The organism is Streptomyces krungchingensis (genome assembly GCF_054729265.1).
Genome location: NZ_JBPUKY010000001.1, coordinates 6,146,045 through 6,166,093, shown reverse-complemented (window position 1 = coordinate 6,166,093; position 20,049 = coordinate 6,146,045). Strand labels below are relative to the sequence as shown.

The following is a 20,049-nucleotide window of genomic DNA, read 5'->3' as shown; positions in this document are numbered from 1 at the left end:
GCGAGCCGCGGGGGCGGCAGGACACCACAACGGGGAGCAGCAGTGAGCAGCACACGCAAGAGTCAGCACAGCGGGGAGGACTTCCTCCCCTGGATCGTGCCGGGCGCGGCCTTCCTCGTCGGCACGCTCTTCTTCGGGGCCTGGCTGGGCGGCACGGCCGGAGCCGCGGTGAGCGGCGCCGGCTGGGACCCGCCGCCCTTCGGCCTGGCCACGATGTCCACGCTGGTCAAGGACGGCCCGGCCGCGGTGTGGCCGACGGCGTCGGCCGGCGCGGTCGCCGCGGGCATGGCGACGGTCTTCGGCGCGGTCGTCGCCGTCGTGGTCGTCCTCGTCGTGCTGGTGCGGGGCCGGACGGCCGGGCCCAGCGGGCTCGCGGGCCGCAAGGAACTCGCCGGCCTCCTGCCCAAGGGCGCCGAGCGGCGGGCCCGTGAGCTCCGCCCGGCGCTGGCGAAGCAGGGGAGGATCACCGCGGACGACACGGGGAACCTCCTCGGCAACCTGGAGCCCAACGGCCCCGAACTCCGCTCCAGCTACGAGGACGTGGAGCTGGACCTGATGGCCCCGCGCGCGGGCAAGTCCACGGGCATCGCGGTGCCGCGCGTGCTGCGGGCCCGCGGCAGCGTACTGCTGACGTCGAACAAGGCCGACGTCTACAGCGTGACGCGCGCCGAGCGCGAACGCGTCGGCCGGGTGTGGACGTTCGACCCGCAGGGCATCGCGCACTCGCCGCGCACCCTGTGGTGGGACATGCTCGCCGACGCGTCGACGATCGAGGGCGCCCGCCGCCTGGCCGGGCACTTCGTGGGCGCCGTCAACGACGACGCGACCCGCCGCGACTTCTGGATCTCGGCGGCCCAGAACACCCTCACCGCCCTCTTCCACGCGGCCCAGCGCGGCGGCCGGCAGATCGGCGAGGTGCTGGCCTGGCTGGCGGACCCGGCCGACCGCACGCCCGTCGACCTGCTGAGGGACGCCGGCATGGCGGCCCTCGCGGACCAGCTCCAGGGCACCATGCAGGGCGCCGTGGAGACCCGGGACGGCATCTACGAGACGGCCCGGCAGTGCGTGGCGTGCCTGCTCGACCCGGCGATCGCCGCATGGGTGACGCCGGACCCGGACCTGCCGCAGTTCCTGCCGGACCGGCACGTGCTGTCGAACGACACGCTCTACCTGCTGTCCAAGGACGGCGGCGGTTCGGCGGCCGGTGTGATCGCCGCGGCGGCGGACTCGGTGCTGCGTGCGGGGGTCGTGGCGGCGGAACGCATGGGCGGGCGGCTGGAGCCGCCGATGACGGCCGTGCTCGACGAGGCCGCCAACGTCTGCCGGATCTCCGATCTGCCCGACCTGTACTCGCACTTCGGCTCGCGCGGCATCAACATCGTGACCCTGCTGCAGAGTTACCGGCAGGGTGCGCGGGTGTGGGGCGAGGCCGGCATGGACGCGCTCTGGTCGGCCGCCACCATCAAGCTCCTCGGCGCCGGTCTGGACGACGCCGACTTCGTGGAGAAGGTCTCCCGGCTCGTCGGCGAGCACGACGTGTCGACGGTCAGCTGGTCCAAGGGCAAGGAAGGACGGTCCCGTTCGACGTCGTACCGGCTGGAGCGCATCCTGCCCGCCGACCGCATCCGAGCCCTGCCCAAGGGCACCGCGCTGCTCCTGGCCACCGGCGTCAAGCCGGCGCTGGTCAGGCTGCGGCCCTGGTACGCCGAACCCGGCGCCGACCGCATCGCGACCGCGGCGCAGGCCGAGGTCAAAGCCATCACCGCCCGTGCCGCCGAAGGGATCACGACCCGATGACGACCGCCGAAGCGCAGTCCGCCCCGCCGTTCATCCTGTACCTCGACGGCCAGGAGTACGCCGACGAGATGACCGGGCTCTCCGTCTGGGTCTCGGACCTGCTGCTGCCCGTGTACGGCCGCGAGGTCACCTCGCAGCAGCCCTGGTGCCCGCGCTGGTGGGAGCACCTGGAGGCGGTGGCCCGGCTGCACGGTCTGTGGCTGGCCTGGCAGGAGCACACCGACCCGGCCGCGGGCGCGTCCGGACCGGCGGTCTGGCACCGCGACCACCTCGGGCCCGTGCTCGCCGAACTCCGCTCGCCCGCCGGTCCGTTCGCGGGCTGCAAGGAGGGCAGCCACCGCGCGAAGACCGCACCGTTCGCCGAGCCGTACGACACACGTCCGGGCCTGTGACCCGGACCCGGCGGCCAGGTCGCGCAAGCGGCCGCGTCCCTACACTGAACCGGCGGCCGGAAGATCACCGCCGGGGTCCGGACCGCGCAGGGCCGAGGACCGCCCGGACGCGACGCGGACCGGACCGGACGGAACCTGCCGGACACGCCCGCCGGCCGCCCGCCGACGCCGGGGCGCCCCGCCGCACGGACCCGGCCGGCCGCCCGGTGCCCACCGCCGGGCGGCGGGGACTGCCGTCACGGACGGGCCGTCCCCGCCGTTCGCACCTCGTCGAGGAGAAGCACACATGAACCACCCGCACACCCCGTACTTCGAGGACGTCGTCGACTGGCGGCACCACCGGGCGGGACACGCGCACACCCTGGTGCGCGCCGTCCGCTCCGGCGACGGACGCCGGGCGGTGGCCGTCGTGTCGGAGCTGGCGAGCAACCCCGACGACCGGGGCATCACCGACGACTTCGGCTCGGTCGCCGACGCCGCGCTGCCGGTGCTGCGCCGGGCCTTCGGACCGCAGCTCGAACAGGTCGACTGGATCGCCCACTTCGGGCCCTTCTCCTACCACGACCCGACGGGCCCCGAGACCTTCACCCGGGTCACCGTGACTCCCGGTCCCACGGGGCACCGCGACGATCTGTCCGGCGACGAGCCGCTGGCGGCGAGCCGGGTGGAGGAGCTGCTGGGCCGCGGGCTCGACCCCGTCGCCCAGGCGCTCGCACGGATCGAGCGGGCGGGATGAGGCGCCGATGACCGAGCATGTGTCGGGCCGGGACGTCCTGCGTCAGGCCAAGGAGCTCTACCAGCCCTACCGTGACGCCGTGGAGCCCACGGGACAACGGGTGGCGATCATCCGCTTCGAGCCGGCCGCCACCGATCCGCAGGACTGGCGGGTGCGCCTGGAGGCCTCCAAGGTCTCCGCCGAGCAGAAGGTGAAGAGCTTCGAGCACCTCGGCTTCAAGGCGGACCACATCGTGATGCCGCCGGGCACCACGCGTGCGCAGTTCGCCGAGACCCTGGACCGCGCCAACCAGGATCCCGCGACCCGCGCGATCATCGTCCAGTTCCCGCCGCCCGCCCATCTGCGTCCGCTCGTCGAGCGGATGGACCCGGCCAAGGACATCGACGCACTGCTCAAGGGCCGCTCCCAGTACGCGGCGTGCGCGACGGCGGAGGGCATCTGCCGTGTGGTGCAGCCCTTCGCGCAGGACGATCCGACGATCGCGGTGGTGGGCAGCAAGGGCTTCGTCGGACAGGGCGTGGTGCACACGCTGCGGGAGCAGGGCCACCGGCTGATGGAACTCGACGCCGGGGACGACCTGCGGCGGGTGCGCGACGCCGACATCGTCGTCTCGGTGACCGGCAATCCCGGGATCCTGGGACCCGACCATCTGCGGCCGCACCACCGGCTCGTCGTCGACTCCGGTTTCGTGCCGCAGCCGGACGGCAGTGTGCGCGGCGACGTCCAGCGGGCCGCGTACGGCATCCCGCAGCACCTCACTCCCGTGCCCGGCGGCATCGGGCCCGTCGAGATGGCCACCTTGATGGAGCGGGTGGTGCGCAGGGAGGTCGATCCGGCCGCGCCGTCCTGGAAGGTCGAGCCGCGCCCGTACCTGACCAAGGAGCAGATGGCGCAGGGCGCGTCGGCGGCGCCCGCGGCCTCGGTGGCGGCCGCCGCCGGACGCGGGTCCACCGCCGGGCAGGGAAGCGCCGCCGGTCAGGCCACCTCCGCGACTCAAGGAGCTCCGGAGAGCCGGACGACATCGGCGAAGCAGACGGGGTCCGCAGGCCAAGGGCCGACGAACCAGACAGGGTCCGCGAGCCAGACCGGGCCGACGAACCAGACGGGGTCCACGAGCCAGACCGGGCCGACGAACCAGGCGGCAGGACCCGCGAGCCAGACGGGATCGGCTGCTCAGGGGCCGCCCGCTCCGGGCAACCCCGTGGCCCAGGCCGCGAAGCTGCGCGGCGCCGGTGGGGCCGGGAGCGGGGGCGGTACGAACACGGCGGGCGGGCCCTCCGCCGGCGGCGGCCCGGCGGCACCGGTCCGTCCGCAGCTCCCCCAGCAGCCGAGGCCGCCGGCCCCGGGGCCCGGCCGCTGAACCACGCCGCGCGAGCCGCGGGGCACCGGCCGGGACGAGACCGTACGACACTTGTCCCGGCCCTGCCCCGCCCACGCGCCGCATACCGTCCCGCACCAGCCCCGCCCGCACCTCACGCATCCCTCGCGTGCCCCGCACGCATCCTGCCCGCCGTACCGAAGGAGCCTCGGCCGACGCCATGAGACCCGAAGCGGAAGTGGACCCGGCCCCGGCGCGGGCCCCGGAACCGGACGCCCTGCGGTGGCTGTCGGCCGAGGACACCGCCGCGGCCGTCCGTACGCGCACCATGAGCGCGGTCGACGCGGTCGCCGCCGCGCTGACGCGGATCGCGCGGGTGGACCCCGGCCTCTCGGCGTTCGCGGAGGTGTGGGCCGAGGAGGCCCTCGGGCGGGCCGCCGAGGTGGACGCACGGGTCGCCGAGGGCGCGTGGCTGCCGCTCGCAGGCGTTCCGATCGGCGTCAAGGGCCGGCACGGACTGCGCGCGGCGGGCGCCCTGGTCGCGGCCGGCTGTGTGCCGGTCGGTGCCACGTCGGTGCCCGGCCCGGGCACGCCCTGGCAGACGTGGGGCCTCGGGGCGCACGGCCGGACCGTCAACCCGTGGCGGGCCGACCGGACGCCGGGCGGTTCCTCGGCCGGCTCCGCGGCGGCGGTGGCGGCGGGGCTGGTACCGCTGGCGACCGGCAGCGACGGCGCGGGCTCCGTGCGGATTCCCGCGGCGTGGTGCGGTGTCCTCGGGCTGAAGACCACGACCGGCCGTCTCCCGTCAGCCGACCGCACCGGACTGACCGCTGCCGGAGTCCTCACGCGCAGCGCCTCGGACGCCGCCGCGTACTGGCGGGTCGTGGCCGCCGGCCCGGACGGGACCCCCGCCGGGCCGCCGCCCTCCTCCGCACAGCAACGCCCTTCCGCACAGCACCCCCCTTCCGCACCGCCCGGCGCCCCCGTGTCGCCGGTCCCCGCCGTCTGGTCCGCCGACCTCGGGTTCGCCGACACCGATCCCGGCATCGCCGCCCGCGCGTTCGCGGAGGTGCGGCGGCTCGCCGCGGCAGGGATCGTCCGCCTGGTGGAGCGCGAGGTGACCCTGACGGACCCGGGGCCCGCCTGGCTGGCCCTGCGGACGCCGGGCGGCGACGTCTCCCGGGCGCGGACCGTGCGGGCGGCCAACGACCGTCGTCTCGCGGAGCTGTTCGGCGAGGTCCCGCTGCTGCTGACACCGGCCACACCGAACCCGCCGCACGGTCACGAGGGCCCCGGCGAGCGCTACTCGACCGCTCTCACCTGGGCGTTCAACCTGAGCGGACATCCCGCGGCGAGTGTCCCCGCAGGTCTCGGCCCGGACCGCTGCCCGGTCGGGCTCCAACTGGTCGCCGCGCACGACCGCGAACCACTGCTGCTGGACGTCGCGCGGCGGGCCGAGCGGCACCGGCCCGCCCTCGTTCCCGTCTTCGACGGAGGACGGGACGGGGCGGCACCACCCGCCGCGGCCGCCGCGTCGACCACGGACAGCACCCCGGCCGGCCCCGAGACCAGAAGCAGACGAGGAGGACCCCACCGATGAACGAGACTCCCGCACACGGCGCCCCCGACGGCGCGACCCCGGGGGCCGGTCCGGCCCCCTCCCTGCGCGCCTATCTCGGCCTCTACTCCGCCGGGTTCGTCGGGCGCGAGGAGATGATCGCGACCGTCGCCGCCTGGCCCTTCGAGCCCGAGGAGGGGCTCGACGAAGGGCATCCCGAACCCACCCACCAGGACAACACCCTGTCCGTGGTCTCCGCCGCGCGGCTGCTCGGGCAGCTGACCCGCGAGGACGTGGCGGAGATCCAGCGCCGCATCGACCTCCGCGCCGACGGCGGGGCGGGCGGCGGGGCCGAACGGCGGCCATGACCCCGCACGACGGGCCGGAGGCGGGGCTCGCACCTGAATACCGCACGCTGTACCGGGTGTTGCAGACCCGGATGTCGGCCGGCGGCGATCTGGCGCCGGGTGACGGCGACACGTACAGCCGGTTCCGGCACGGCGCGCTGTGGACGCCGGACCGCGAGCGCCTGCACGAGGCCGTCCTGGAGGACTTCAAGGCCCGCTGCGCCGGACTGCCGCGCGACGGCCACGCGGCGCTGCTCACCGCCGGGGCGCCCGGCGCGGGCAAGGGCGGCGCGCTGCGCGGACTCGCCGAGTGGCAGGGACGTGACGACGAGCTGGGCCGGGCGCTGACCCGGGTGCACGGCATCGACGTACGCGACTACGTGGTGCTGGACCCGGACGAGTTCAAGGTGGCGCTGTCCGAGCACGGCGGCACGCCTCGTCTTCCGGACCACGCGCGCGAGTTGCCGGGCGGTCGCCTGCTGTCCCCGTCGGAGACGGCCTCGCTCACGCACCGCGAGTCGGCGTTCCTCCAGGGCGTCTTCGAGCAGTGGGCACGGGCCGAGGGCCACAACCTGCTCTACGACGCGACGCTGCGCGACCAGCGGTGGAACGAGCAGCTCCTCGGCGACCTGCGTGCCGGCGGCTACGACAGGCGGGTCCTGCTGTCCGTGGAGGTGCCGGTCGAGCAGTGCCTCGCCCAGAACGCGAGCCGCTGGCAGCGCGGCCGGGCCGACTTCGACGCGGGCCGTGACCGGTACGGAGGACGTATGGCACCCGAGGACATGATCAAGGACCTCTATGCGCGGAGCACCTCGGGGCGCGGCTTCTCCGTCGGTCGCGAGAACGCCGAGAAGCTGGTGGCGTCCGGGCTGGCGACCGGCCTGATCACTTCGGAACGGGGGGATTTCCCGGCCGTCCCGGGCGGGCCCGGCGCGCCGGCGGACCGCACGGCACGGGCGGGACTCGGGACGGGTGCCGCCCCCGCCTTCCGGGAGGGTGACGCCGTCCTGCGCGTCGCCGCCGCGGGCCGGCTGCGCTCGGGCTCCGGTACGGCCACGGGCGGGCCGCCGGCGGCGCCCGCCGGCCCGGCGGTCACGGTCAGGACGCCTGCGCCCCGGCCCCCGCGGACGCCATGAACAGCTATGCGCCCGCCGGCGGGCTGAACCGGTCGACACCCGCGAGGATGCGCTGCTTGCGCGCCTGGTTGTCGAGCAGCCGGGCCCGGCTGAAGCGGGTCGCGTCCTTGCGGTGCAGCTCGCGGCCGAGGTCGGAGGTGAAGCGCTCCGCGGGGACCTCCTCGGCGCCCTCCGGAAGGAACTTGAGGACCTCGTCGAGCGCAGCGAGTGCGTACGCGAAGCTCGCGCGGTGGTCGCGCTGTTCGGCGGGCGGCACGTTCAGCAGCCGCAGCCCGGAGTCCGTGCCGACCTGGTCCGACACCCACAGGAACTCGCCGGGGTCGATGATCCGGGACGGCTCCGCACCGCCGAACGCCGGTGGCGCGGGCGGCAGTTCGTCGGACATGACGAACGCGAACGAGCGGGTGCGGCCGCACTGCGGGCACACGCCCTCGTACACGGCGACCAACGCGCCGTCACGCTCTTCGAGACGGTGCTCGCGCTCGAAGTCCCTCGCTCCGCACGCGCAGGCGTGCAGGTCCATGTAGAGGTGCGCTTCTTGAGTCGAACGAGCGATCAGCATGCCAAAATCCTACGTGCCACGAGGCGGCCGAGGGGGAAGTGCCAGTGGAGCAGGAACCGTACGACAGCAGGGCGGGGAACGCGCGGCCGGGGACAGACGGTGCGGCGCCGCACGGGGGGCCCGTTCCCGGGGAGATCACCGTCATCACGGCGACCGACGTGGCGGGAAGCCGTTTCACCGGCGGCACCGGAACGGCCCCGGAACCGGGCCGGCAGGCAGCCGTCGTCGCGCAGGCCCAGGCCGTGCTGCCGATGGTCGTACAGAGCCTGTACGCCGAGCAGTTGCGCTCCGTGGAGCTGCGGGGTGCGGACACGGGTGACCCGCACTTCGTGCTCGCCGACCGCCGGGGCAAGGAGCTCACGCTGCGCGTGGACGCGGTGCCGCTGCCGACCGGCACGGTCGCCCGCATGCATGTCAACACCACCTCGGACCACCACTTCGTGCAGCTCTCCGACCGGATGGACCCGCAGCAGGTGGGCCGGGCGCTGAGCCACGAGCTCGGCGAGATGCTCGCGGTGCGCGAGCGGGCGGTGCAGGCCGCGGCCGGCGACCCCTCGGTCGCCGGGGTGGCGCCGCCGCGGGAGGCGCTGCTGACGCGCGGCCGGCTCACCGCCGCCGAGGAGGGTTTCCGGCTGACCGAGGAGGACCTCGGCCGGGTCGGCGAGCTGAACCACCTCGCCGCCCGGATGACGGACGCGACGCTGGACACCGCTCAACGCGCCGAAGCACGCGAGGAGTTGTCCGCCCTCATCGATCACACCGGGCTCCGCCCGCAGGCCCCTGCCGGATCCGAGCGGTTCGACCGTGAGCTCCAGGCCGCGGACCTGCGCCTGAACTCGATCGAACCTCATCTGACGCCCCGGGCCTGGCAGGCGGTGTCCCATCTCGCCGTACCCGCCGAGCAGTTGTCCGGCCAGGACGCGGCGGACCTCCAGGCGTTCCGGTCCCGCGCCGCGTACACCCTGCCGCTCGGCAACGGGCCGCCGATGCCGGGCATGCGCCCTGACGGCACCCCCGTTCCCCGCGAGGAACTCGCCGCGGCGGCGGCCGAGGCGGCCGACCGGCGCACCCGGGCGAGCGCCGCCACCCTGGACCAGCTGCGCGCCGAGGCCGCGGCGACCGGTGAGTGGCCCACCCGGCGGGTGATGATCGGCGGCGGCGCGAGCCTCGTCGGCCGTGATCCGGACGCCCTGCTCGTCGACGCGCGGGGCCGCTGGCACCTGGACCCGGGCCAGGGCATCGTGCAGTCCGCCGACCAGGTCCGGGACATGCGGGCGACCGGGCTGGGCGACGCCCACCAGTTCGTCGACCCGACCGGGCGGGTGCCCCGGGACGCCGTGCGCCTGTGGGAGGACGAGCTGGCCGTGCGCGGACCGGTCGTCGACGGGACCGCGCGGCTGCTGCCCGCGCAGGACGGCCGTCTGTACGCGCACATCCGGCCGGGCGACGGCTCTCCGGACGTGTATGTGCAGGTCGAGGGCGTGCCGACGGTCGCCACCGGTCTGCCGCCCGAGATGGTGCCGGGCGTCGACCGTCGTGACGTGGTGAACCTGCCCGAGGCGATCGGCGCCGTACGCGGACAGCTGCCCGCCGACTCCCCGGTCCACGAACGTCTCGCCGGGGCGCCCGACGCACGGCGGACGCTCCAGGTCCTGCGCGAGGAAGGGGTGCTGGACACCCTGCGGGCCCACGACGGGGCCCGGCCCGCGCTCCGGACGCTGGACGCCACCGCGCAGTGGGAGCAGGCCAGGGCCACGGCGCCCGGGCGGGTCTTCCTCGGCGACGAGATCGCGGAGAACCGTTTCGACGTGAGCGCCGCGGATGCGCCGAGGACGTGGCTGGTCGCGGGGGCGGGCGGCACGGGCGTGGCCGACGCGGAGATCATCCTGGAGGCCGACCCGCAGGCCCGCGTCACCATCTACGGACCGAACCTGCCGCCCGCGCTGGAGAACCAGGTCCAGTTCACCGCCATGCGCGAGCGTTTCGTCGCCGAGTACGGCGGCGACGGCCGGCTCACCATCGACATCCACCCCGACAACCGGGTCGGTGCCGTGCAGATGCACACCGGGCCCGACGGGAAGCCCCGGTTCCGGGAGGGGCACGTGGAGGCGGAGGCGTACCTCGCCAGCCTCGGGCGCACCGCACCGGTCCCGGAGCCGCTCCGGGACCTGGGCGAGCAGACCCGCGCCGCGGGCGGGCAGGTGCGCGGCGACCTGATGTTCGACCACGACCGGCAGTACCTCGGCTACGGCATGACCTTCGAGTCCGGCGGGCAGCAGCGCCGCGTCGAGGTGACCGGCGCCGCCTCCCAGGCGCTGCCCCGCGACGTCTTCCCGCGCGACACCCAGGCCGCGCTGGGCGCCATGGCCGCCCGGCAGGTCCCGGCCCAGAGCGGCAACGCGGCCCCCGGTTTCGCGCCGACGGCCCAGCAGTCCGTGCGCCTGGCGCAGGCACGGGAGCAGGGGACGGTGGAACGCCACGCGGCGGTGCCGGAGAGCTGGCGGCGACCGGCCGCGGCAGCGGGGACGACGCCGGCCTCCGGCCCTTCGACCGGCCGCTCCTCGCCCGCGGCAGCGTCCACGGGCACCCCGTCGGCCGCCCCCGCCGACCCGGTCGCGGGCGCCCCGGCCGCCGGCCCCGCCAATCCCGTCGCGGGCGCCGCACGGCGCCAGTCCGGCCAGGGTTCGGCCGCTCCGGGCGGCCCGGTGCCGGGCTCGGCACCCGGGCCGGCGTCGCCCGGGCAGCCGCCACGCGTCCAGCGCCCGCCTCAGCCCGGCGGGGGAGGCGGCGCGCCGGGGCGGTGACGCGGGAGTCATGGGTCCACTGGACGACTGCATGCGTGTGCATATATTGTTCACGCATGTAGTCGCTTGCAGTCGCTTGCAGTCGCTCGCGCGTACCCCAGGGGGACCCATGACCCGCCGATTCCTGTTCCTGCTCGGCAGCAGCCGTAGCGACGGCAACACCGAGCTGCTCGCGCGCGAGGCCGCCGAGCAGCTGCCCGGCGACGTCGAGCAGCGCTGGCTGAGCCTCGCCGAGCATCCGCTGCCCGACTTCACGGACCTGCGGCGCGACAGCGACCACCTGCTCCCGCCCGCCGGAAGCGACGTCGCACTGCTGCTCGACGCCACCCTCGCGGCCACCGACATCGTGATCGCCTCGCCGCTGTACTGGTACTCGGTGTCCGGCCTCACCAAGCGCTACCTGGACTACTGGTCGGGCTGGCTGCGCACCCCCGGCATCGACTTCAAGGCCACGATGGCGGGACGCACCCTCTGGGGCGTCACCGCACTGGCCCACGAGGAGCAGGAGGTCGCCGACCCGCTGGTCGACACCCTCAACCACTCCGCCGCGTACATGAGGATGCGCTTCGGAGGGGTCCTGCTCGGCAACGGCAGCCGGCGCGGCGACGTGTTGGAGGACGCCGAGGCGCTGGCGCGCGCGAAGACGTTCTTCGCGCAGGAGCCGCCGCTCGCCCGCTTCCCCTACGAGTCGGCCACCGTCTGACCGCCACCGCGCGCCCGCAGCCCGCACGGCGGCCTCCGGCGCGGTGATGTCCTGCCGGTCGAAGGCCTCCTGCGCGGTGATGTCCTGCCGGTCGAGGCCCTCCGTCGGGACGGTGGCGTCCGTCTAGACGGTGATGTCCTTCGCCGCGAACCGCGCCCACGCCGCCGACCCGAACACGGCGGCGTACAGGCCCTGAAGGCCCAGGTTGCGGACCAGATCGTCCCAGTACACCGGTTCACGCATGAGGTCCGCGAAGGACAGCCAGTAGTGCGAGAAGAAGTACGGCTGGAGCGCGTGCAGCTGGGGGATCTGGTCGAGGATCTGGACGGTGATGAGGAGGCCGACCGTCGTCGCCATGGCCGCGATGCCGCTGTTCGTCAGGGTGGAGACGAACAGGCCGAGCGCCGCGACCCCGACCAGGGAGGCGGCGACGACCAGGGCGATGAACAGCGCCCGGCCGAGGCCTTCCGCGAAGCTGATCCGGGTCCCGGAGATCGTCGTCAGGTCTCCCAGCGGGAACAGCAGCGCGCCCACCGTGAGCGCCGAGACCGCCACGACGAGCGTGGCGACCAGACAGAACGTCATCGTGGTGGCGTACTTGGTGAGCAGCAGCCGGGTGCGGCCCGCCGGGGCGACCAGGAGATAGCGCAGCGTCCCCGCGTTCGCCTCGCCCGCGATCGCGTCACCGGCGATGACGCCGATCGCCATCGGCAGGAAGAACGGGAGCGTCGCGGCCAGCGCGGTGAAGACCAGGAACAGACCGTTGTTGGTGACCTGCGAGATGAACGCGGGGCCTTCACCGCCGCCCGCCGCCGAGCCGTCACTCGTCTCGATCTTGATGGCCGTCCCGACCAGGATCGGCACGGCCGCGAGCACGCCCAGCAGGGCTATCGTCCGCCATCGCCGGAAGGTGGTGACCAATTCACTGCGGAACAGCCCGAAGGTCCACAGCAGACCGGGGGACCGCGCGGCCCCGGCCGGGTCCACCGCGGCCCCGCCCGGGTCCGGCCGCGTGTCCGGCCCCGGCACCGCCTCAGCCCGCGACATCGAACCCCTCCCCCGTCAGCGCCACGAACGCGTCCTCCAGTGAGGCCCGTTCCACCCCGAAACCGCGGACCCGTACGCCCGCCGTCACCAACGCGGCGTTGAGCTCGGCGAGTTCACGGTCCGGGGGCTCGGCCGTCACCCCCGTCTCGGTCACCACGAGATCCGCCACGCCCTGTTCCTTCAGCACGCGCGCCGCGTCACCCGGGTCCGGGGTGGTCACCACCAGCCGGCCCCGCGCACCGGCGGCGAGCTCGGCCACCGCGCCCTGGACGACCAGCCGCCCCTGCGTCATCACGGCGGCATGCGTGCACACCTGCTCGATCTCGTCGAGCAGGTGTGAGGACAGGAAGACGGTCGTGCCGTCGGAGGCCAGCTCACGCACGAGGGCCCGGATCTCCCGCATGCCCTGCGGATCCAGGCCGTTGGTCGGCTCGTCCAGGACGAGCAGGCGGCGCGGCTGGAGCAGCGCCGCGGCGAGACCGAGCCGCTGTTTCATGCCCAGCGAGTACGCCTTGGCCTTCTTGCCCGCCGCCGCGGTGAGGCCGACCCGGTCGAGGGCGTCCGCGACACGGATGTGCCGGGTGCGCGGGTCGGCCGTCGGGTCGGCGGCGTCGTACCGCATGAGGTTGTCGCGCCCCGAGAGGAAGCCGTACAGCGCGGGGCCCTCGATGAGGGCCCCGACCTGTGGGAGCACGGCGCGCGTGGCACGGGGCATGGGCCGCCCCAGGACGCGCGCCGTGCCCGAGGTCGGCTCGATCAGGCCCATCAGCATGCGGATGGTGGTGGTCTTGCCGGACCCGTTGGGCCCGAGGAAGCCGAAGACGCTGCCCGCCGGGACGGTCAGGTCCAGGCCGTCGACGGCGAGCTGTCCGCCGCGGTAGCGCTTGGTGAGGGCGCGGGTGGCGATCACCGCGTCCTCGGCGGGCACGGCGCCCGCGCCACCCGTGTCGTCCGACCGGTCGGACTCGGCGGCGGACAGCTCCTCCATGGGCTCCCTCGGTTCGCTCGACTGCGGGGGACTCAGTGGGCGGCGTCGGCCGCCTTCACCAGGGCGTCCTTGGTGACGGCACCCGCGTACACCTTGCCGTCGTCCGTGATCAGCGCGTTGACCAGGCGGGTCGAGAAGACCGTACCCGAGCCGAACGTGCCGGAGACCTGGTCGCCGAGGGAGTTCAGGAACCCGTCGACGTCGCCGTTGCCGGACGAGCCCGACGGCATGCCCTGGCCGCCCGTGTCGAACTCGGCGATCGAGTTCCAGCCCTTGCCGATGGTCTTCAGGCCGCCGAGACCCTCACCGAGCCCCATGCCGAAGTCCTCGCCGGACTTCCGGGAGTGCTCCGGCGCCTTGGACTCGTCGGCCTCGGTGACCTTCGCGCCCTTCGGCGGGGTGAAGTCGAACGTCGACGCGGCCGGCGCGGAGAAGTCGACCTTGGTGAAGCCCGCGTCGACGACGGCCGCGCCGCCGCTCGCCGGCGTCAGCGTGAACTTCAGCGGCAGACCCGTCTTCGCGTCCACCCCGATGCTGATCGCACCGACCGTGGAGCCGGACTGCTTCGGCTTGATGACCAGCCGGTACGCGTCCCGGCCCGCGATCTGGGCGGTGCCGTCGACGGTCACGGAGGTCGTGTCGTCGACCGCCTTCAGCGCTTCCTCGGCGAAGTCCTTGGGTGTGGCCGGGACGTCCTCGGGCGCCTTGCCCTTCTTCTCCTCGGACCGGGGCGCGGTCGCGTGGTACGCCTCGTTCGACTTGCTGTCGTACGCCCATACGTCGTCGCCGTTGTGGATGACGCTGTACTCGGCCGCGCTGTCCAGCAGGGAGATCCTGCCCTTGTCCGGGCCGTCGGCGGCGACGCGCAGCGTGTGCGTGCCGGAGGCCAGTTCGAGGAGCTTGGACTGCGGGTCGGCGGAGGAGCCGCCGTCACCCTCGGCGGCGCCGGAGGCGAAGCCGCTCGCCAGGCCGCCCAGGTCGGGCAGTCCGAGATCGGTGCTGATCTTGACCGTGCCGGACAGCTGCTGGACGTCGGACTCGGCGATCTTCTCGATGAGCTGCTGCGCGGTGACCTTGGGCAGGTCGGGGTCACCGGAGTCGGCGAGTGCCGGGACCAGCCCGATGGTCGCCGCCGCCACCCCCACCACCGCGACCGGGACGACATACCTGGCGGCCTTGCGCCGCCCGGAGCGCACGTCCTCGGCCTCGTCGGCCTTCGTGCTGTCGTCGGATTCGTACGGTGCCATGTGTGCCTTACCTCCGTCGTCGGCGGCGGCCCTACCGTCGTGCCCTTCTCCACTCCTAAGCCGCCATTCTCACCCGAACCGGTGAGGAGTGGTGTTATCCATCTGACCAAATCGGCCGGAGGGAAGCGTCAGACCCCGGACTCAACTCCGCGTACTCCTGCGGTATGACGCGAGGAGGCGGTGTCTCCCCCGACCCGTAGGGGTCGGGGGAGACACCGCCCGGGCCGACGGGCCGCCGTGCCCGGTACCGGGCCGGGCACGGCGGCCCGCGGGGTCAGCGCTGCACGAACACGTAGTCCGCCTGGTACGGCACGCCCACCACGGTGCCCGGCGTACAGGACCCGGCGGGGGCGACGCCGCCCACGGTGTTGAGGCGGAGGATCTCCTGCGTCCCCGCCAGCAGACCGCGGTGCTTGCCGGAGCCGGTGGCCTTGAGGTCCAACTCGGGGATGTTCTTGTCGCCGTTCGGGGTCTTGGAGATCAGTGCGCCGGTGACGGCGCTGCCGTCGGGCGCGACCCACTGCGGCGTACCGGAGCCGGGCTTCACGAACGAGTGGGCGATGTGCCCGCCGAGCCGGGCCGAGACGTCGCGCTGGACGAAGGCCCGGCCGCCGTCCGCGGCGGTCTTGCACTCGTAGATCTGCCTGCCCCGGACGACCGAGGCCTGGAAGTTGTCCAGGGCGTTGTGGAAGTCGAAGGTGCCGGTGACCTTGTGGAGCTGGCCGCGGACGGCGCCGCCGGGGAACTCGGCGGTGTGCAGATTGGCGTAGAAGGAACCGGGGTCGGTCTTCAGCGCGTCGAGCAGGGCCGCGTCCTCGACCTCGACGGTGCCGACGACGCTGTGGTGCCTGATCTTGCCGAGCAGCTTGGTGAAGTCGACCTTGACGCCGCCGTTGGTGCCCTTGGCGCCCTGGTGGATGTGGAGCAGGGTCGGCCTGCCGGTGCCGCGCCAGGTCACGGCGACGGACACCTTGTTGCCCTTGACCTTGATGAACTCCAGTGCCGCGCCGTCCTTGTCGCCGACGGCGGGGCCGCCCTGGACGGGCACCTCGTTGGCGCCGCGCAGGCTGGTGGCGAGGATCGTCCCGCCGCTGCCTCCCATGACGCCGCTCTGCGTGACGACGGTCCGGTCGTCGTGCGCGGAGTGGCTCGTGCCGCGGTCTTCGCGGTGACTGCCGCTGTCGGCGACCGCCGGGATGACGGCGGCGGCGACACCGGCCGCGGCGGCGACCGCGACACCGGTCAGGATCAGGCCCTTGCGACGCGTACTGATCGTGGCGTTCGATCCCATGATTCTGTTTTCTCCCCGTACTTCAGCCGACGCCCCCTGCGTCAGCTTCTGGGCATGAGTACGGACATGATCTGACCCTGGACTCATTCCAATCGAGTGACACACGTCACACGACCGAGTGAGCACCGAACACACCGGAACCCCTCGGGACGGGCCCGCCCGGACACCACCGGCACCCACAACCCCCGGGCACGACCGCTCAGCCCGTCCGGCGCTTGAGGACGAGGCCGTCCAGGCCGACCGGACACCACAGGCACCCACAACCCCCGGGCACGACCACTCAGCCCGTCCGGCGCTTGAGGACGAGGCCGTCCAGGCCGATCAGAGGGCACGGAAAACGAGCCCGAGCCCGAGCGCAGGCAACAAGCCGAGCGCGGACCGAGGCAGAGGGCGTGGACCAGGACCAGGACCGGGGCCGAGCGTGGACCGGGGCCGGGCCAGGTCAGCCGGCCCGGTGCACCACCGCGTCCACCAGCTCCACGAGCGCCGCCTTGGCATCACACTCCGGCAACGGAGCCAGCGCCGCACGCGCCTCCTCCGCGTACCGCACGGTGTCCCGCCGCGCCTGCTCCAGGGCCGGGTGGGACCGCAGCCGGGCCAGCGCCTCGGCGTGCCGCGCGTCGTCGGTCAGGTCGGAGTCGAGCAGCTCGCACAGGGCGATGTCGTCCGCGAGCCCGAGCCGCTCCGCGCGCTCACGCAGCCGGAGCACCGGCAGCGTGGGGATGCCCTCGCGCAGGTCCGTGCCGGGCGTCTTGCCGGACTCGTGCGAGTCGGACGCGATGTCCAGCACGTCGTCCGCGAGCTGGAAGGCGACACCGAGACGCTCCCCGTACTGGGTGAGCACGTCGACGACCGTCTCGTCGGCGCCCGACATCATCGCGCCGAACCGGCAGGCGACGGCGACCAGCGAACCGGTCTTGCCGCTCAGGACGTCGAGGTAGTGATCGACCGGGTCGCGCCCGTCGCGCGGCCCCGCGGTCTCCAGGATCTGCCCGGTCACCAGCCGTTCGAACGCCTCGGCCTGGATGCGGACCGCCTCGGGCCCGAGGTCGGCCAGGATGTAGGAGGCGCGGGCGAAGAGGAAGTCGCCGGTCAGGACGGCGACCGAGTTGCCCCAGCGGGTGTTGGCGCTCGGCACCCCGCGCCGTACGTCCGCCTCGTCCATCACGTCGTCGTGGTACAGCGTGGCGAGGTGGGTGAGCTCGACGACCACCGCCGAGGGCACGACACCCGGCGCGTAGGGATCACCGAACTGCGCGGCGAGCGTCACGAGGAGCGGCCGGAACCGCTTCCCGCCGGCCCGCACGAGGTGCTGGGCGGCTTCCGTGATGAAGGGGACCTCGCTCTTGGTGGCTTCGAGCAAACCCTCCTCGACAGCCGCCAATCCGGCCTGGACATCGGCTTCGAGAGCCTGGTCCCGCACGCTCAGCCCGAACGGCCCGACGACGGTCACGAGAGGTTCTCCTGTCTGCTGACGATCACATGGCGAAACTCGGTCGATCATTCGGTCGATGACACGGTTTGTCGATGTGTCGCTGCCATCACTCAAGTCAGCGTATCCGGTCACGTTTCGATCACCACGAGCGCCCACCGTCCCCCGGCCGACTTGGCTCCGGCAGGAGGTACCTCCATGCCCGGGCGGTATCCGATCACCAACGGTATGTTCACGACCAGCCGATACCCGACGACATGTGGCGATACGTTCCGATGTAACCGGAAGTGGGTGACCGTGTCCCGAACCTGCGCGGAGCCGAGCCCGGCGGCCGGCCCTCGTCGCCGACCGATCGGCATCACCTGGCCGGACGCACGCACACGGCGGAACACATTCCCTCGATGGACGCCGCGCACGGCGCCGCCCACCGAGGTAACTCCCACGCACCCCGCGCTCCCCACGCACCGCAAGGGCCCGCCGGGCCGCTCCGACAGGCCGCGCCCCACGACCGTGCCGAACCGTCCGAGTCCCACGGCTCCGCCGGGCCCGGGAGCGCGGTGATCATGCACATCCGTACGTCCTTCCCGTACGAGACCGCCCACGAGGACCTCTGGATCCCTCTCCCGGACGGCACCCGTCTGTACGCGCGCGTCTGGCGCCCGCTGACCGAGGAACGCGTACCCGCTCTCCTCGAATACCTTCCGCACCGCCTCACGGACCGGACCGCGCCGCGCGACCGGCAGCGCCACCCCTGGTACGCGGGCCACGGCTACGCCTCCGTCCGCGTGGACATCCGCGGGCACGGCAATTCGGAGGGCGTGCCCGCGGACGCGCACGCGCAGGCGGAGCTGGACGACGGCGTGGAGGTGGTCAACTGGCTGGCCGCCCAGCCCTGGTGCACCGGAAGCGTCGGCATGTTCGGCATCTCCTGGGGCGGCTTCGACTCCCTGCGGATCGCGGCCCTCGCACCCGAGCCGCTCAAGGCGGTCGTCGCGGTCTGCTCGACGGACGACCGCTACGACAACGACGTCCACTACGCAGGAGGTTCCGTACGGGCCGCCGGCCTGCACGCCCGGTCGGCCGCGACGCTCGCCTCCGCCGCCCTTCCCCCGGACCCGGCGCACGTGGGCGAGGTGATGTGGCGGGACATGTGGGTGAAGCGGCTCCAGGCGGTGGAGCCACCGGTCCACACCTGGCTGGAGCACCAGACCCGGGACGCGTACTGGCGCCACGGGAGTGTCCGCGAGGACTACGGAGCGATCCGGGCGGCGGTCCTCGCGGTCGGCGGCTGGCACGACCCGTACCGCGACACGGTGCTGCGTCTTGTCGAGCACCTGCCACCCGATCGCGTACGCGGAGTGATCGGCCCGTGGTCGCACCAGTACCCCGACCGGGACCGGCCGCCCGGCCCTGCGATCGGCTTCCTCCAGGAGACCCTGCGCTGGTGGGACCACTGGCTGCGCACCCCGGCGACGCCCGGCCCCGGCCCCGGCCCCGGCCCCGGCCCCGGCCCCGGCGACATCATGGCGGAGCCGCTCCTGCGCTCGTACGTCATGGACGCGCGCCCTCCGGCGACGACGTACCCGGTGATCACCGGCCGCTGGGTGGGTGATCACGTCTGGCCGTCACCCTCCGTGACCTGGGTCACCTACGCGCTCCAGGGCGACCCGGTGACGGTGCGCTCACCGCAGCACACGGGGGTGGACGCGGGCCGCGCCGTCCCGCGTGGCCACGACGCCGACCTGCCTCCGGACCAGCGGGAGGAGGACGCCCGGTCGGTCTGCTTCGAGTTCGAGGTCACAGAGGAGACCTGGGTCCTGGGCCGCCCGGCGGTCCGGCTGCGGCTCACGTCACACTCCCCCCGCGGCCAGGTGATCGCCCGGCTGTGCGACGTGGCTCCCGACGGCGCCTCGACGCTCGTCACCCGGGGCGTGCTGAACCTGTCGGCGCGCCACGGCAGCGACCGCGCCACGGCGTGGGCGCCGGGCGCGACGGAGGACGTGCTCGTCGAGCTGGACGCCATCGGCCACGCGTTCCCGCCCGGGCATCACGTCCGGCTCGCCGTCTCGTCCGCGTACTGGCCGTGGGTCTGGCCGCAGCCCGGACGGATGACCGGCTTCACCCTGGACCCGGCGGCCGGCGTCCTCGAACTCCCGGTGAGGGAGCGGGAGTCGGACCCGACGATCGCCTTCGAAGAGCCGGAGCAGTCCGCGCCCCTCGGGGCGGTCTCCCCCGCGACGCTGGACGAGCCGCACCCCGAACGGCTCCTCGTGCGCGACGTCGCCAAGGGCGAGTGGCGCCTGGAGACCGACCCCCGTCACGAATGCACCCGTATCCACCCGGACGGTCTCGAAGTCACCGAAGACGTCAGGGAGTCGTACACGATCGACGAGTCCGGCCCCTTGTCGGCGCGAGCCCACTCGGCCTGGTCGGTCCGCTTCCACCGCCCCGACCTCGCCTGGGACGCCCGTGTGACGACGCGATCGGAACTCGCCTGTTCCTATGGGGAGTTCATCGCCTCTGACGAGGTCATCTGCACGGACGGCGACGAGGTGGTCTTCCACCGGACGTGGGAGAAGCGGATCCCGCGCACGGCGGGCTAGGCCCGCCACCCGCCCGACTCTGCCCGCCGGGCGGCCGGAAGCACGGCCGCCCGGCCCCGCGGAACCCCCTGCACCCTGTCCGAGTTGC

At 73.8% G+C, this 20,049-nt stretch carries 16 protein-coding genes; 10 read left to right on the top strand and 6 right to left on the bottom strand.

Going from position 1 to position 20,049, the window contains the following annotated elements; translation table 11 throughout:
- Positions 1-42 precede the first annotated feature (42 nt).
- The 7 genes from ACSYGO_RS27135 (at position 43) to ACSYGO_RS27105 (ending at position 7,284) form a co-directional block, all read left to right on the top strand.
- Complete coding sequence (locus ACSYGO_RS27135) at positions 43-1,797, top strand: type IV secretory system conjugative DNA transfer family protein (RefSeq protein WP_426680682.1); 1,755 nt, start codon at positions 43-45, stop codon at positions 1,795-1,797.
- Positions 1,794-2,189 carry a DUF4913 domain-containing protein gene (locus tag ACSYGO_RS27130; RefSeq protein WP_426680681.1) on the top strand — a complete coding sequence of 132 codons (396 nt, stop codon included), beginning with the start codon at positions 1,794-1,796 and terminating at the stop codon, positions 2,187-2,189. The genes ACSYGO_RS27135 and ACSYGO_RS27130 overlap by 4 nt, the downstream gene beginning before the upstream one ends.
- 286 nt (positions 2,190-2,475) lie before the next feature.
- Positions 2,476-2,925, top strand: a complete 450-nt coding sequence (locus ACSYGO_RS27125; RefSeq protein WP_460387963.1) for a hypothetical protein — start codon at positions 2,476-2,478, stop codon at positions 2,923-2,925.
- A gap of 7 nt (positions 2,926-2,932) precedes the next feature.
- Positions 2,933-4,285: a tetrahydrofolate dehydrogenase/cyclohydrolase catalytic domain-containing protein gene (locus ACSYGO_RS27120; RefSeq protein WP_460387961.1), complete on the top strand. Its 1,353-nt coding sequence runs from the start codon at positions 2,933-2,935 to the stop codon at positions 4,283-4,285.
- A 286-nt stretch (positions 4,286-4,571) separates the two neighbouring features.
- Positions 4,572-5,843 carry an amidase gene (locus ACSYGO_RS27115; protein WP_426680700.1) on the top strand — a complete coding sequence of 424 codons (1,272 nt, stop codon included), beginning with the start codon at positions 4,572-4,574 and terminating at the stop codon, positions 5,841-5,843.
- The gene (locus tag ACSYGO_RS27110) at positions 5,840-6,169 is read left to right on the top strand and encodes a hypothetical protein (protein WP_426680678.1); all 330 of its coding nucleotides are present in this window, start codon (positions 5,840-5,842) and stop codon (positions 6,167-6,169) included. The genes ACSYGO_RS27115 and ACSYGO_RS27110 overlap by 4 nt, the downstream gene beginning before the upstream one ends.
- Positions 6,166-7,284: a zeta toxin family protein gene (locus ACSYGO_RS27105; RefSeq protein ID WP_426680677.1), complete on the top strand. Its 1,119-nt coding sequence runs from the start codon at positions 6,166-6,168 to the stop codon at positions 7,282-7,284. Before ACSYGO_RS27110 ends, ACSYGO_RS27105 begins: the two co-directional genes overlap by 4 nt.
- A 4-nt stretch (positions 7,285-7,288) precedes the next feature.
- On the opposite strand, the gene ACSYGO_RS27100 is transcribed toward ACSYGO_RS27105, so the two are convergent.
- The gene (locus ACSYGO_RS27100) at positions 7,289-7,846 is read right to left on the bottom strand and encodes a hypothetical protein (protein WP_432176866.1); all 558 of its coding nucleotides are present in this window, start codon (positions 7,844-7,846) and stop codon (positions 7,289-7,291) included.
- A 44-nt stretch (positions 7,847-7,890) separates the two neighbouring features.
- On the opposite strand from ACSYGO_RS27100, the gene ACSYGO_RS27095 reads away from it, so the two are divergent.
- Together ACSYGO_RS27095 and ACSYGO_RS27090 are read left to right on the top strand one after the other, a co-directional pair.
- The gene (locus ACSYGO_RS27095) at positions 7,891-10,650 is read left to right on the top strand and encodes a hypothetical protein (protein WP_460387959.1); all 2,760 of its coding nucleotides are present in this window, start codon (positions 7,891-7,893) and stop codon (positions 10,648-10,650) included.
- A gap of 109 nt (positions 10,651-10,759) precedes the next feature.
- Positions 10,760-11,353 (top strand): flavodoxin family protein, encoded by a 594-nt coding sequence (locus ACSYGO_RS27090; protein ID WP_435228649.1) that lies wholly within the window; start codon positions 10,760-10,762, stop codon positions 11,351-11,353.
- 123 nt (positions 11,354-11,476) lie between these two features.
- On the opposite strand, the gene ACSYGO_RS27085 is transcribed toward ACSYGO_RS27090, so the two are convergent.
- The 5 genes from ACSYGO_RS27085 to ACSYGO_RS27065 form a co-directional block, all read right to left on the bottom strand.
- Positions 11,477-12,400 (bottom strand): ABC transporter permease, encoded by a 924-nt coding sequence (locus ACSYGO_RS27085; RefSeq protein ID WP_432176863.1) that lies wholly within the window; start codon positions 12,398-12,400, stop codon positions 11,477-11,479.
- Complete coding sequence (locus tag ACSYGO_RS27080) at positions 12,387-13,388, bottom strand: ABC transporter ATP-binding protein (protein WP_460387957.1); 1,002 nt, start codon at positions 13,386-13,388, stop codon at positions 12,387-12,389. The genes ACSYGO_RS27085 and ACSYGO_RS27080 overlap by 14 nt, the downstream gene beginning before the upstream one ends.
- A 32-nt stretch (positions 13,389-13,420) precedes the next feature.
- The gene (locus ACSYGO_RS27075) at positions 13,421-14,635 is read right to left on the bottom strand and encodes a LolA family protein (protein ID WP_426680671.1); all 1,215 of its coding nucleotides are present in this window, start codon (positions 14,633-14,635) and stop codon (positions 13,421-13,423) included.
- A 274-nt stretch (positions 14,636-14,909) separates the two neighbouring features.
- Positions 14,910-15,926 (bottom strand): CHRD domain-containing protein, encoded by a 1,017-nt coding sequence (locus tag ACSYGO_RS27070; RefSeq protein WP_432174446.1) that lies wholly within the window; start codon positions 15,924-15,926, stop codon positions 14,910-14,912.
- A 442-nt stretch (positions 15,927-16,368) separates the two neighbouring features.
- Complete coding sequence (locus ACSYGO_RS27065) at positions 16,369-17,379, bottom strand: polyprenyl synthetase family protein (protein WP_359499211.1); 1,011 nt, start codon at positions 17,377-17,379, stop codon at positions 16,369-16,371.
- A gap of 542 nt (positions 17,380-17,921) precedes the next feature.
- Between ACSYGO_RS27065 and ACSYGO_RS27060 the strand changes: the two genes are divergently transcribed.
- Positions 17,922-19,961 carry a CocE/NonD family hydrolase gene (locus ACSYGO_RS27060; RefSeq protein WP_460387955.1) on the top strand — a complete coding sequence of 680 codons (2,040 nt, stop codon included), beginning with the start codon at positions 17,922-17,924 and terminating at the stop codon, positions 19,959-19,961.
- Positions 19,962-20,049: the final 88 nt, after the last annotated feature.